Origin of the sequence: Buttiauxella massiliensis, assembly GCF_902500225.1 — a bacterium.
In the GTDB taxonomy this organism is placed as follows: Bacteria; Pseudomonadota; Gammaproteobacteria; order Enterobacterales; family Enterobacteriaceae; genus Buttiauxella; species Buttiauxella massiliensis.
Map to the genome: position 1 here is coordinate 117,479 of NZ_LR722657.1, position 13,161 is coordinate 130,639.

At 45.7% G+C, this 13,161-nt stretch carries 17 protein-coding genes; 11 read left to right on the forward strand and 6 right to left on the reverse strand.

Annotation, left to right across the window (positions count from 1 at the left end):
• The first annotated feature begins 2 nt into the window (after positions 1-2).
• From fliS to GC128_RS15890, 11 genes are all read left to right on the forward strand, one after another.
• Complete coding sequence (fliS, locus tag GC128_RS15840) at positions 3-398, forward strand: flagellar export chaperone FliS (RefSeq protein ID WP_151995123.1); 396 nt, start codon at positions 3-5, stop codon at positions 396-398.
• Complete coding sequence (gene fliT / locus GC128_RS15845) at positions 391-714, forward strand: flagellar protein FliT (protein ID WP_151995124.1); 324 nt, start codon at positions 391-393, stop codon at positions 712-714. The genes fliS and fliT overlap by 8 nt, the downstream gene beginning before the upstream one ends.
• Positions 707-1,762: a flagellar hook-length control protein FliK gene (locus GC128_RS15850; RefSeq protein ID WP_226812140.1), complete on the forward strand. Its 1,056-nt coding sequence runs from the start codon at positions 707-709 to the stop codon at positions 1,760-1,762. The genes fliT and GC128_RS15850 overlap by 8 nt, the downstream gene beginning before the upstream one ends.
• A gap of 16 nt (positions 1,763-1,778) precedes the next feature.
• A complete protein-coding gene (locus GC128_RS15855; protein WP_151995126.1) occupies positions 1,779-2,282 on the forward strand; it encodes a flagellar basal body-associated FliL family protein in 504 nt (167 codons plus the stop codon).
• Positions 2,283-2,302: 20 nt separating this feature from the next.
• Positions 2,303-3,001: a FliA/WhiG family RNA polymerase sigma factor gene (locus tag GC128_RS15860; protein ID WP_151995127.1), complete on the forward strand. Its 699-nt coding sequence runs from the start codon at positions 2,303-2,305 to the stop codon at positions 2,999-3,001.
• A 7-nt stretch (positions 3,002-3,008) separates the two neighbouring features.
• Positions 3,009-3,872 carry a flagellar motor stator protein MotA gene (motA, locus tag GC128_RS15865; protein WP_151995128.1) on the forward strand — a complete coding sequence of 288 codons (864 nt, stop codon included), beginning with the start codon at positions 3,009-3,011 and terminating at the stop codon, positions 3,870-3,872.
• Positions 3,872-4,798: a putative lateral flagellar export/assembly protein LafU gene (gene lafU, locus GC128_RS15870; RefSeq protein WP_151995129.1), complete on the forward strand. Its 927-nt coding sequence runs from the start codon at positions 3,872-3,874 to the stop codon at positions 4,796-4,798. The genes motA and lafU overlap by 1 nt, the downstream gene beginning before the upstream one ends.
• Before the next feature lie 51 nt (positions 4,799-4,849).
• Positions 4,850-5,995, forward strand: coding sequence for a hypothetical protein (locus GC128_RS15875; protein ID WP_151995130.1), 1,146 nt, complete (start codon positions 4,850-4,852; stop codon positions 5,993-5,995).
• An 82-nt stretch (positions 5,996-6,077) separates the two neighbouring features.
• Entirely contained in the window at positions 6,078-6,353 is a 276-nt protein-coding gene (locus tag GC128_RS15880; RefSeq protein WP_151995131.1) for a hypothetical protein, read from the forward strand.
• A 318-nt stretch (positions 6,354-6,671) separates the two neighbouring features.
• Positions 6,672-7,169 carry a PDC sensor domain-containing protein gene (locus GC128_RS15885; protein WP_151995132.1) on the forward strand — a complete coding sequence of 166 codons (498 nt, stop codon included), beginning with the start codon at positions 6,672-6,674 and terminating at the stop codon, positions 7,167-7,169.
• Between the two features lie 8 nt (positions 7,170-7,177).
• Positions 7,178-8,197 (forward strand): sensor domain-containing diguanylate cyclase, encoded by a 1,020-nt coding sequence (locus tag GC128_RS15890; protein WP_226812142.1) that lies wholly within the window; start codon positions 7,178-7,180, stop codon positions 8,195-8,197.
• A gap of 78 nt (positions 8,198-8,275) precedes the next feature.
• Here the strand turns inward: GC128_RS15890 and GC128_RS15895 are convergent, their stop codons facing one another.
• The 6 genes from GC128_RS15895 to GC128_RS15920 all read right to left on the reverse strand — a co-directional run bounded on the left by GC128_RS15895 (position 8,276) and on the right by GC128_RS15920 (position 12,937).
• Positions 8,276-9,136 (reverse strand): PA4780 family RIO1-like protein kinase, encoded by an 861-nt coding sequence (locus GC128_RS15895; protein WP_151995134.1) that lies wholly within the window; start codon positions 9,134-9,136, stop codon positions 8,276-8,278.
• A 195-nt stretch (positions 9,137-9,331) separates the two neighbouring features.
• Positions 9,332-9,976 (reverse strand): Qnr family pentapeptide repeat protein, encoded by a 645-nt coding sequence (locus GC128_RS15900; protein WP_151995135.1) that lies wholly within the window; start codon positions 9,974-9,976, stop codon positions 9,332-9,334.
• 211 nt (positions 9,977-10,187) lie between these two features.
• A complete protein-coding gene (locus GC128_RS15905; protein WP_151995136.1) occupies positions 10,188-10,592 on the reverse strand; it encodes a dTDP-glucose pyrophosphorylase in 405 nt (134 codons plus the stop codon).
• Between the two features lie 131 nt (positions 10,593-10,723).
• The gene (locus tag GC128_RS15910) at positions 10,724-11,014 is read right to left on the reverse strand and encodes a Bor family protein (RefSeq protein WP_151995137.1); all 291 of its coding nucleotides are present in this window, start codon (positions 11,012-11,014) and stop codon (positions 10,724-10,726) included.
• 315 nt (positions 11,015-11,329) lie between these two features.
• Positions 11,330-12,424 (reverse strand): GGDEF domain-containing protein, encoded by a 1,095-nt coding sequence (locus GC128_RS15915; RefSeq protein ID WP_151995138.1) that lies wholly within the window; start codon positions 12,422-12,424, stop codon positions 11,330-11,332.
• Between the two features lie 222 nt (positions 12,425-12,646).
• Positions 12,647-12,937 carry a helix-turn-helix domain-containing protein gene (locus GC128_RS15920; protein WP_151995139.1) on the reverse strand — a complete coding sequence of 97 codons (291 nt, stop codon included), beginning with the start codon at positions 12,935-12,937 and terminating at the stop codon, positions 12,647-12,649.
• Between the last annotated feature and the right edge of the window lie 224 nt (positions 12,938-13,161).

Sequence of the window (13,161 nt, forward strand, 5' to 3'; positions counted from 1 at the left end):
ACATGTACGGAAACACCCAAGAAGGATATGGCGAGTATTACCAGTCTGATATGGCGGCACAGGTGGCTGCGGCAACGCCACATCAACTGGTGCTGATGCTCTTTAACGGCTTAACCGATGAGCTGGTGCGCGCCAAAAGCCATATCGAAGCAAAACGCTACGAGCGCAAAGCCCAAAGCATCAATAAATGCATCGATATTCTCAATGCCTTGACCAGCGCACTGGACTACGAGAAAGGCGGTGAGCTGGCAAAGAACCTCGCGAATTTGTACGACTACTGCGTTTATCGCTTATACGACGGTAGCAATAATCTCTCTGTTTCTGCCATTGAAGAAGTTGAAACCATCCTCGGCGAATTACGCGAAGGCTGGGAAGAAATGGGTAAACGCCATGGATGATTTGCAATTAATTGACTGGCAGACGCGAGCACTTGCGGCAGCAGGTAAGCGCCAGGATTGGGAAAAAATCCAGCAGCTCGATAGCGATATCGCAGCCCTGCTGTGCAGTTTGCATGGCCGTGAAATTAGCCAACATAAACGCGAAGCGCTAAACAAACTCCAGCAAGTTCATCAGCAGGTGCACCAATTAGTGCGCCAGAAACGCGATGAACTGAGTAAAGAAATGACCCAGCAGCGCAATCAGCGCGAAGGGGCACTTTCTTACGCACAGTTCATGGATAGAGAGTTGGATGAGGGGCTGGTCGTCAATGAGTGATTTTCTCGCATACACGGCATCGGACTCGAGCGGCTTACTCCCGCAGACTGCACACCCGCAGACGTTGCTGGCTCCGGCAACAGCTGCTTTGTTGGAAGTCGATGAGACGCAGGACGTTAATGCTGGCGAGATGTTATTTGAAGAACTGCTGTTAGCCACCAGTTCGGTTTCCATTGCCACGGACGAAGAAGTGGTTCAGCCGCAAGAAGCCAGCACGCTGGATGAGGTGCTGGCTGAATTACCGGATGAGCAAGTGGAGCAGATGGCTCAGCAATTTTTGGCGTCTTTGGTCAACCGCGAAGTGCCGATGCTGATGACTACGACAGCAGCCGTATTGCCAGTCGCCGCAGAACAACCAGTTGCTCGCCCGCTGAATGTCCAAATACAAACGGATAAAGCCGAGCCTGCTGCAATAGAAATGCAGCCTACGGCACACACGGCTGATGCACAAAACCGGCATGTTCGAGTTGCTTCGACGCAGCCTGCAGAAATTGTTTTGCCTAAAAAAGCCTTCTCCCCCGCAACGGCAGAAACGCTGCGCCTGGCGGGGCTGAATACGGCACCTGCGGCCAATATTCCGGTTATTTCAGCTGGGCAACCGCAGGCCCAGGTTAATGCACCGATGCGTGCTGATGGCAGTGGCCAGGCTTTGTCTGCGCAACTGCAACATGCGTTAGGCGAGCGCCTGAATCTGCAAATTAATAACCAGATTCAGCACGCGACAATTCGTCTTGATCCGCCTGACATGGGGCGCATCGAGATTGTGGTGCAGATTGAAGCCGGGAAAATTCAGGTGCAGATCAACGCCGGGCAAAGCGACGTTTATCGGGCACTACAGCAGGTGAGTAACGACCTGCGCCAGGCGTTGACGGAACAGCACTTTGTTGATGTTGACGTCCGTTTGTCGAACCAGAACCAGCAGCAAAACCCAGGCCAACGTCAGCACCATGCTGGTCGTGAAAATGAACTCATTCTGGCAAATGAACAACCCGATACCGCGCGCGAGACCCGAACGCGGGACGATAAATCTATTTTGATGACTGTATAAGAAACTGAATAACTCTATGACGATTAAAACTTTTTCGATGGGGCTAGCAATCGCCATTATCTCTTCTGTGCTGGCTGCGGTATTGGCAGTTATGGGGACTCAACACTTTGCTAAATCGGCTGTCGCCGACGAAATCGAAGTGCCAGCGACCCACTCAGTCTGGCAAAAATTCACCCATCTATTTTCTTCGGCAGAAGAGGAAACTCAGGTTCTGTTCGTTGAAATCAACAACATCGTCATCACCCTGAAAAGCGACGGTGGCAGAGAGCGCTACATGCTTCTCGAGCTGGCATTAACCGCGGCAACAGAAGATGCGGTTAAACAAACTGAAATGATGATCCCTGCTATTCGCGGGGCAACGGTCTCTCTATTAACCGAAAAAGATTACAGCTTGGTTCGCACATTAACTGTGAAAGACATACACGATGAATTGATGAGTGCTTATAAAGAACGCTTTAAGCAACTCAATTCGCGGATGCCATTTAATGACGTGATTATCAGCAAAATGTTGTTGCAGTAGAAACAGGGAAGGAACGCACAATGGAATGCAGCACCTTTATCTCCAGTGAAACGCTAACGCCTGCGGAAGAGTCGCGTTACGTTTCCCAATATCTGCCTCTGGTAAAGCGGGTCGTGAAACAGCTTTCATGGCAGGCGCAGAGCGTTATCGACAGCGAAGATATGCAGCAAATTGCCCTGATGGGTTTACTCAGTTCTTTGCGCCGCTACGGCAGGCCTGATGAGCAGTTTGCCGCTTTTGCGGCTCAGCGAGTACGCGGCGCGATACTTGATGAATTACGTGTGCTGGACTGGCGGCCTCGCCGGTTGCGCCAGAAAGCGCACAAGATTAATGACGCTATCAGAGAACTCAGCCGCAAGCTTGGTAAAGATGTTGATTTTGAAGAGATAAAGCAACATCTGGAGATTACTCCTGAAGAGTATCAGGAGTACTTATTGCTCGACAGCGCCAGCGCTATTCATAGCCTGGATGAGATGCTTTCCGCGGATTCCGACCTCAGCTTCAACAGCCGTAACCTAGAAGATGAAATCATTATCAGCGATTCATTGCGTGCGGCTCTGGCCGGGCTTGATGAGCGGGAACAACTGATTCTGAGTCTCTATTACCAACACGAAATGAGCCTGAAAGAAATCGCGCTGGTTCTGGATCTCACTGAGGCCAGGATTTGCCAGCTGAATAAGAAAATCACGCAAAAAATTAAAGATGCCGTAGCGCAGTGAGACCTTGATGCAAAAATTACTCGGAATAGTGATCATTTTTGGCTGTGTAGTGGGCGGCTTTATTGAATCTGGTGGACGGCTGGCCGCATTTTGGGTGCCGGGCGAGCTGATGATTATCATTGGCGCGGGGATCGGGGCCATGGTGCTCGCCAACCCGAAACCGGTGCTTATCGAAATGTGGCGGCAGGTCAAAAGCGCCATGCGTAAAAACAGTTACACCGCAGACTACCAACGCCAGTTGCTGATGTTGCTCTATGAACTGTTGGAACTGGTACAGGATGGCGGGTTAAAGGTGCTTGATGAACATATCGAATCTCCTGAAAAAAGTGACCTTTTTCAAAAGTATCCGTTAGTTCTGGAAGACCATGCGCTGATCACTTTTATCTCCGATAACTTCCGGTTAATGGCGATGGGCAAGATCAACGAGCATGAGCTGGAAGGCATTCTGGAGCAAGAGCTTGGCGCTATGGAAGAAGAGCTGCTCAGACCCTCTCGCTCAATGCAGCGCACCGCTGAAGCGATGCCTGGATTTGGTATCTGCGCGGCGGTACTTGGAATTATCATCACCATGCAATCCATCGACGGCTCAATTGCTGTGGTTGGCGTAAAAGTTGCGGCCGCGCTGGTGGGGACGTTCCTCGGCGTATTTATCTGTTACTGCCTGCTTGATCCATTAGCTAACGCCATGGAACAGCAGACTAAAAAACAGATGGCTGCCCTTGAATGTGTGCGCACGGTACTAGTGAACCAGGTCGCCGGGAAACCGACACTGCTGGCTGTGGATGCCGGGCGTAAAATGCTGCCAATGGATACTAAACCAACGTTTGCCACCCTTGATGGTTGGGTTAATGAACTGATTGGTGAAGGTTGATGCGTAGCAAGAAACAAGGCCACACCACGATAATCAAACGAGCTTCGCGTCGTGAACATCACGCACCACATGGTGGGGCGTGGAAAGTGGCGTTTGCCGACTTTACGCTCGCCATGATGGCCCTGTTTATGGTGCTGTGGATCATGAGTTCAGTCACCGAAGAAGAGCGAAAAGAGGTAGTGGCGACCCTTACTGGGGAATCCATTTTTGATGGCGTGGCGATGTCGCCGTTATCTTCCGGCGGCAAAGCGAAGAATGGCCCCAATATGATTATTCCTGGCAAACAGGGCGGCGCGCCGACAACCGAAGATTTTACCAAACAGATCGAGCAGATGGATCTGGCAAGCAAAGCTACGGAATCGCTGGAAGATGTGAATAAACGATCACAACAGGAAATGATCGAGCTCGCGCGGGTGATTACGGAAATCACCAAAGCCTTTGACGCGCAATCAAACCTCGAAATGGAGATCATTCCACAGGGATTACGCATTCTGATTCAGGATGATCAGAAGCGGGAAATGTTCCAGCGCAGCAGTGCGATTCTGACACCCTTCTTCCAGCGTTTACTGACTCAATTAGCACCGGTATTTAATAAAATTGATAACAAAGTGATCATCACCGGACATACGGACTCTTCTATGTACCGGGATCAGACGCGTTATAACAACTGGAACTTGTCTGGTGACCGCGCGTTGGCCGCACGAATAGCGTTAGAGCAGGGCGGCATGGCGGGGGACAAAGTGATTCAGGTGAATGCGATGGCGGACAAAATGCTGCTTAAACCGGACCAACCACTAAGTGCCGCAAACCGCCGCATTGAAATCATGGTGCTTACCCACGCGGCTGCGGACTCGCTTTATCAATTCTTTGGCACGCCAGGCGTGGATGTAGTGCAACCTGCGAGTAGTGCTAAAACCGCGCAATAATTTTTTTCCGGCGGAGTCAGGGACTCCGCCGGTGTATTTTGAGAGGAACTCATGTCGGTTATTGCCCAGTATTATTACCGTCAACAAGCAAAAAACACCCCTTCGCCCGTGGAAAAGCCTGTTGTTTCAGCTTCTACGGCAAATACCGACCCCGCTAAAAGTGTAAGCACGGCGTCTACCAGTACGGCATCTTTTCAGCAGGCGCTTTCGGCCTCACAAAAACTACAAGCGGAAAACGTAAAAGCGGCGGCAGCTCCGCCACGATCTGAAACGACTCGGCCAGTTCAAACAGCCAGCACCACGCCGACGCTTGAACAACTGGTGAAATTCGCCAAAAGCCAGGGGTGGAGTGAAAAGCAAATCTCCCTCATGAAGCGGTTGTCGGTGCGTAAAAATAGCCGCACCGGTAAACCCTGGAATGAAAGCGGGCAAACCGCTACACGCACAGCTTCGCGTGAAGTACGGGAGAAAGGCTTGTTGGCAAGGGCTGCAGATGCCGGGAACATTCGTGGAATTCGTAATAATAATCCCGGTAACCTCGAAGCCAGTGAGCTGTTCGAATGGCAGGGGCAAACGGGCAATGACGGGCGTTTCGCTACATTTTCATCCCCGGAACACGGCATTCGGGCGCTAGGGATGAACCTGCTTTCGTATCATCGCCGTGGGCTGGACACCATCAGCAAGGTTATTTCACGATGGGCACCCGCTTCAGACAATAACGACACTTCCAGCTATATCAGCAAAGTAAGCCAGGCGCTGGGGGTTTCTCCTCATCAACGGCTCGACCTTACCGCTCCGTCGGTATTAAGTGCGTTAAGCAAAGCAATTATTCGCCATGAAAATGGCACCATCCCGTTTGATGAAAACGTGATTAGTAGTGGGATATTTTCAGCATTGGGGCTTGAGAACCTTCCCGGAACAAAACAGACGCCTCAAACCATTGCTCAGGCGATACCGGGGAAGTCAGTTTTCCCTATGCAGGCAAGTTTAATGAACCCAATGGAATTAAAAGCGTTACGTCAGTCATTAAGTAAACAGCTGCAAGCAGTAAAAATTGTTATTCAGGCGGGTGGAGAGGCGACTAATATTCCCAGCAAAGCGGAGCTCGTTGCAGCATGGGGATATACAGAAGGATCTCGTCGCTTCGATGAGCTTAAAATGGTCTCTGCATCACATTCTCGTAAAGTGGGTGCCTAAGTAGTTCATATCACTCTTAATTTGTTCAGTTTTTGTGTCGTAGTTATTAATAGCTACCCATCAATTATCTGGATATTTCATAATGAAGATAGACTCGACGCCTTATCATTATGGCTCTGGCTTCAATGTTGACGGTTCACAGGAAACAACGGGCCGAAAACCATTAGGCTATCACCAATATAGCGGAACGCTTTGCCAACAAAGTGGAGTGTGGAGTGCCGCAGTCAATGCGGTAACTCAGGTTGTGAGTGTTGAGAAAGGAAACATCATGCCTTATCACTCTGGTCATACGATTAACTGGCAATTAATGGATTACAGTATCAGCGAAAATATTATACAAAAATCCCCAGCGGTTTAACTTCTCCCTCACATTTAATTTTACATTCAAGCCTCGATTTATTATCGGGGCTTTGTTTTTTTTATTTACTGACAATAATAAATTATATCGGGGTAGCTAATACATTAGCATTGCTTGCTATTTTAATGAGTTATACGATAATGGCTGCCCGAATAACTGGGTATTTATAATGTCTGGGAGTGTTAAAAAGTGATTGATTTGTTATTGGTTTAGAATGCAAAAGTTAAATTATAGACATCAAGTCTATTTAATGGTTATTATGTTGTGATGAGATGAAAGTATACATCATCTTTGCATAACAACTAAGAATTCCTCATCATGTTAACATTAACTTCAAAACGCGCTCTGGCAATAACAATTTCTGTTGTACTTGCACCGTTTTTATTAATTTCTATATATTCATTTTTTTACATTCGCATCAATACAGAAAATAATTTTGATGAAACCATGTTCAGGTTTACATCAAACAGCGCCCATAACTGCATTGAAAACCCAATACGAAAAATCAATGTCCTGTTTAGCTCCCTTTCGGGCATGATAGAGAAACATGACATAATCGAGTATATCTCACCTAATCACTCTGAGTTGAATCTGCTCATTCCATCCTTAGTTAATGCCAATGAAATGCTGGCGAGTGTCCTCATTTCTGACAATCAAGATAACTACAAAATTTATCCGCCTTTTGAATTAGAAAATTATAAACCAAGCTCACGCCCTTGGTATCACAGAGATGGCTTTAAAGATCAAGTGTTCTACTCTGAACCTTATATTTCGGCAAAAAAACCAACTCTGAACAAAAGAAAGAAAAATCGATAAGCGTGAGTATGAATCTTTTTGATAAACATTCTGAATTTATCGGTAATATTGCCTTTGATCTGAATTTTATTGCTATAAGTAATAATTTGCAGGGGCTTATCGTTCCCTATAATGGTCGCTTCAAGGTTGCAGCGATGGATGGCTCTGTGATTATGTCCTCAAATACTAAGGATATTTTCACCCGGACTGTACCGGCTTCATGGATTAGTGAAGCAAAGGACTCTACGGGTTATTTCAGGGATGAGATAAATAAAAAGATTGTTTTTTACCAGACGTATCAAAACCCTGACTGGATTGCCTTCACCTCAGTTGATATGAAAGAGTACAATAAATTATTAAATGACTCCTATATTGTCCTGGTGTACGTCATTCTAGCCTGTATATTCTGCTACTTTATTATGGCCTTGATTTGCAGAACATACTTTAAACAGTGGATAGATACACTGTATAAAAATATTAATGGTGATGATGCAAACGATTTACCACATAACTTCGCTGGGCTTTGCCAGGGGCTGGCTAAAAAAAATGAAACTCTGAAAGAGGCAGTACAAGCTGCAAGTACCGACACCCTTACGAAAATAGGTTCCCGCCGCAGGTTTGAAGAGGACTCCCTCAACCTGGTTCGTTCAAATACTCCTTTTCATCTGGCGATGATTGATTTAGATAACTTTAAAAAAATCAATGATACCTATGGTCACCCGACAGGGGATTTTGTTTTACAACATGTCAGTAAGGTTGGGCTTGAACGTTTAGGTGGTACACATTCTATTTATCGCTTTGGCGGTGAAGAGCTGGTCGCCATCTTTTGCGGAATCACATTTGCTGAATGCTATGAAATTGTTGATAGCTGGCGTTATACCGTCAGCCGCAGAAAATGGCGTGAGCAAAATCTAACGGTTACATTTAGCTGTGGAATAGCCAGTTCCGGGGATGGTAAAAAACTGGATGAAATTATTGCTTCAGCAGATAAGTCTTTATATGAAGCGAAGGAATCAGGAAAGAACTGTATTTATCCACCGTTAAGTTGAGGGGAGTTGCCCTTAACCGTCTGTCTTAAAAAGACAAAAATGCCCGCATAACTTCTGCTATGCGGGCGTTTTGATTCATCATTCGTACTGTTGGTCGCGTTCTTTGGCCGCCCGCTGACGATCGTAATACTCATCTTCCGCGGTAATGATTTCATCAATCAATGAATCCATATCCACGTCATGGATCTCTTCGACGAAAAGCCCGGTCAACGGTGTTTCTGGCGTTAATTTCCCGTCTTCATATAACGCCCAGATCTCTTTTGCATAGCGTGTCTTCAACAGATGCGGGGCGAACTGGCCGTAGTATTCAGTGATATTATTCACATCGCGCTCAAACATGGACTCTGCATGGTTGTTTGCAGCTGCGTCGACGGCTTGCGGCAAGTCGATAATGACAGGCCCTTGCGCATCAAGCAGCACGTTAAACTCTGACAAATCGCCATGCACAATGCCTGCACACAACATGCGCACGATGTTGCGGATCATGGTATTGAAATCAGCAATAGCGCTCTCTTCGTCCAGAGTTACATCACTCAGACGTGGAGCCACAGCGCCTTCAGCATCCGTGACCAGCTCCATCAATAGCACGCCGTCAAGACACATGTAAGGCTGCGGCACACGTACCCCGGCATTAGCAAGACGGAACAGCGCATCGACTTCCGCAGTGTGCCAGGTTTCCTCTTGTTGCTTGCGCCCGAATTTCGAGCCTTTTTGCATAGCACGGGTGCTGCGAGAGTTACGGACTTTTCGCCCTTCCTGGTACTGCACGGCCTGCTTAAAGCTACGCTGTGATGCTTCTTTGTAAACTTTGGCGCATTGGATATTGCCACCGCATAACACAGTGTAAACGTCGGCTTCTTTGCCGCTCTTCAGCCTTTGGAGCACATCGTCAACCAGGCCATCATCAACCAGCGGTTGGATTCGATTTGGAATTTTCATGCCGCTTTATACCTTATTTCATCCGCTTTTCGTACCAATAACACAGCCGATGATACGAGAAAAAGCGGGCGTAATCTGGAGAGATAACGTAAATGCATGTATTTAATTGTTTGTCTGCATGGCTGCATTAAATTGTACATATGTCATACAACGTGCTGTGTGTTTGAAAGTTGAAACCCGCTGCATCATGCTGCCCTAGCCGATAATTGTTATTCCCAGCCGCTCCATGATTTGGATCACCTGATAATTATCCAGTTTTACTCCTTGTAAGTCGATGCCGCGTACGTCCAATTCACCCAATTCTGAGTTGGTTAAATCGCAATGGGTAAAGTTTGCTGCGCGCCAGTCGAATGAAGAAAACTCTCCCCCGGAGAGATCGGAGCCACTAAAGGTCGCGCCAAGTATCTGAGCGCCATTCCAGCGGTTTTCCCACAACTCACATTTCTCAAGCACTACCTTCGTAAAGTTGGCGTAACTCAGGTTGGTTTTGGTTATGTATGCACTGCAAAACCAGGTGCGTGTTGTGATCATATTCATGAAGCTTGCACCTCGGAAGTCTGCGCCCTGGGCCCGACACTCGCGGATTTCAACGCCCAATGCGTTTGTGTTTCTGAAATCTGCCATCGATAAATCACAGCTCTTGAAGGCGGCATCCCTCAGTATTGCCCGGCTAAAATTACCACCTTGCTGGCTTTCCCTGTCGTAAAACTGGCAGCCAATAAACTCGGTACCCGTCAGGTCTGCCCCTGAAAAATCACAGTTATAGAAAGTGCTGTTTTCAATTTTCGCGCCGGTGAACTGATTACGACCAATCTTTTCGCCATTTAAAGCCAGATTCATAGCAATTAACCTGTTTATTTATACAGTCATTAATTGATTGTAACCCGAATTAAGGTGGTGGGAAATCGGTTTGCAGCACGTTTTTTGTGTAGGGCGTAGTAGGGCGTTAAGAGTGAGACAGAACCCACAATTCAGTAATCGTAAGGTGGATAAACATAGGATTTGGCGCATTGCCGATTCTGAATTTATGGCAGTAATACGTTGCCTGAAATTATAGCGGAAGGGCTGTGAACTCTAGCGCCAGACCAATGAGAGTCATATTTTGCACTGATGGTTCCGCCGTTGCTGCAATCAGCGTGCCCTGGAATTTAAGTTTTTTGAATGGCCCATTAATGATAAGCCTAGCGCGCAGACTGGGAAGCGCCTGAGAACTGACAGGGTAAACAATGCGACCTTTAATCGTGACAGGGATCTTACGTAATTCAATGCGCTGCAAGACGCCGATATCGGCGTAGAGCACAGCAACCGGGGTGACAGAAGCCAGCGGCTGCGCCGAGACACTAATAAAATCCAGTAGCAATTCAGGTTGCAGATAATGCAGCCCGCCATGCGTCACGGTAACGCCTGGGATTTCCGGCATGGGGAAAGACAGTGGAATGAGTGAAGATTCAGTCATTAATTCCTTCTCCATAAACAAGGTAGGTTCCGTATCAGCAGCTTGCGCCAGTCAGCAATCAAAACTTTGCGATATCTGATAAAGGTAGACCATCCTTCAGCAGGCATTCAATGAATGCCTGCGAAGAATAATTATTTAGAACAATATACTCGGGCTTCACGAGGTGTATAAATGCCAAGTGATACAACTCGCAGAAGTACGTCCATTCCTGATTCCTGTACTTCTGTGCGGATGACTTTATCAGCCCCACCACAAACAAGAGCGGCATCTATGGTCTGAGATTGCCCAAGACCTTGAACAAAGAATGTTTGTTTAGTTTCCTGAGAAGGTTTTTCAGCAATACCGTCATTAATCTTGAAGGTTTGTTGAGCGCAACCAGATAATGCCAAAGTTGTAATAGCTGCAATTAATAATTTTTTCATGGTAACCATTTTATAGTGAAGTTAAGGGTTTATATGTTCTTTCTTAAAGTACTTAAAAAATAAAAGTTCGCACACTTTATCTTCATAATAGTAAAGGGCGTTTAATTTATATTGATTTATGTTAAATGAAATGCGTGGAATTGTTTTAGCGATGATTGCGCTATGTTGAAAAGTGTTGGTGTAGAGGGCTTGAAATCATTCTCATTTTCAAGAAAGTAGGTTTGATGTATTGGCTCGTAAAGGTGACTGGCCACCTTTACGATTCATTGGTTATGTCAGCAACTGGGGGCATTATCTCTTTCTGTAAACTATATATTATTTGGATATTCGGTAGCAGTTTCTTCCATTATCCTTTGCCTCATAAAGAGCTTTGTCTGCACAATTTATAATATCATTGACATACTTTGCATCGTTACAAATAGCCGCACCTTGCGTGACTGAAATGCGCTGGTCTCCTATGGATTTCAAGCTACTTTCATTGATGGATTTCTTGATATGCTTACACAGCATCTCGATCTTTGCAGAGTTTGCATCATTGATGATAATAATAAATTCATCTCCACCATATCGAGAAACGCTTGATGCGAAAGGTTTAATACAACTTTTAATTTTATCGGCAACGGTGATAAGACAATCATCGCCAGCGACATGACCAAAGCTGTCATTTATCTTCTTAAAAAAATCAATATCAACAAGTATGATGGCAAAGGCCTTTTGTTGAATCACACATTTCGAAACCGCTTTTTTAAACTCGACCTCAAAACCACGGCGATTAAAAACACCTGTCAGATAATCTGTTTGGGCATAGTTATACGCATTAAATGCTTTTTTTTCTAAAATTAATGAAGTAGCAATTTCCTTATTTATTCTTCTTTTAATTAAAGAGTCGCTGGTTTTTATAATGAACCAAATCCCTGCTAGGATAATAGACATATACAGAGATTGAAGTAATCCATTTTTTAAAAAAGTTGCCAGTAATAATGAGCTGAAAATAGGTAGGCAATAAACAAAAATTAGCTTTAAGGGATAACCAGATACAACGCCACAAAACAATACAATCACGCAAAGAAAAACTGGCCCGAGAAGACGGTTTTCCATGATATAACAAAAAACAATGCCCCCCCATATGAGTCCATTAATAAAAATAAGCATTGATGCATTTCTCATCCAGTTTTTATCAAGATAAGAAGGATTTAATGTGCGAGCAATCCACAGCGTGGATATGAATAAAATATAAATGAAAGCAAGGTTTTTACTGTAACTATTTACTGTTAAATATTTATCATCGTCCAAGAAATAGGAATAAAATAAAACGAAAGCAGACAGTGTTAATGTCACAACAATAAACCATGCGCCACTGAGGGAGATCATTTTACGTCTCTCTTCATCAATAGCATCATCATAATTCATAATATCATTACTCTTTTTTTCATTTGCTGGTGTTTATTAACATTTGGAATATTTTTGTACAAAAACATTATTTATAATATCACAAGTTCCATTTGGGGTAAGGATTCTACCGGCTTAATATGGGGACTATTCTGATCACAGTCGTAAATCCAGCCAGAAAGTTTTCATCCCTTCTAATTACAGCGTCACCTGCGAAAGATTCAGGCAGATGACGCTAATTACTTATTTTGGATGACGGTTGCGCATTAGCCGGATGATCGGTTCGTTTGTTTGAGGATTAAAGTAGCGACTCGGCCAGATGATTTCGACGGGTACGTCAATCGCTTTGCTTATTATCAATTCACCTTTCGCCCATGGGCGTATCAGCGCATTGGCAAGAGTCGTCGCACTTAAGCCTGCTGCGCGGGACTCGGCAGCCAGCGAGGTGCCTTTTTTATGCAGCGCCGCGATGATATCGGCTTTGTGCCAGTCTGGTTGAAAAGGTAGGAAAGTGGGGCTGTGTGAAAGTGTCATTTACATCTCCTTGTAGTGGTAACGACTACCACCAGAGGTGCAAATCTCTTGGTGGTAGCCCAGACAGGGTTTGCACTACCGGCCTACAAGGACACCGGCCAATCCGAAGATTGCCCTGCCTGAGCCACCATTGAAGTTGTGAGTACAGTTTTTGAACTGTTCAAACAGCGGGTGTGCAGAGACATTGACACTCAATGCATAACATTAAGTGAATCCTTGTAGTT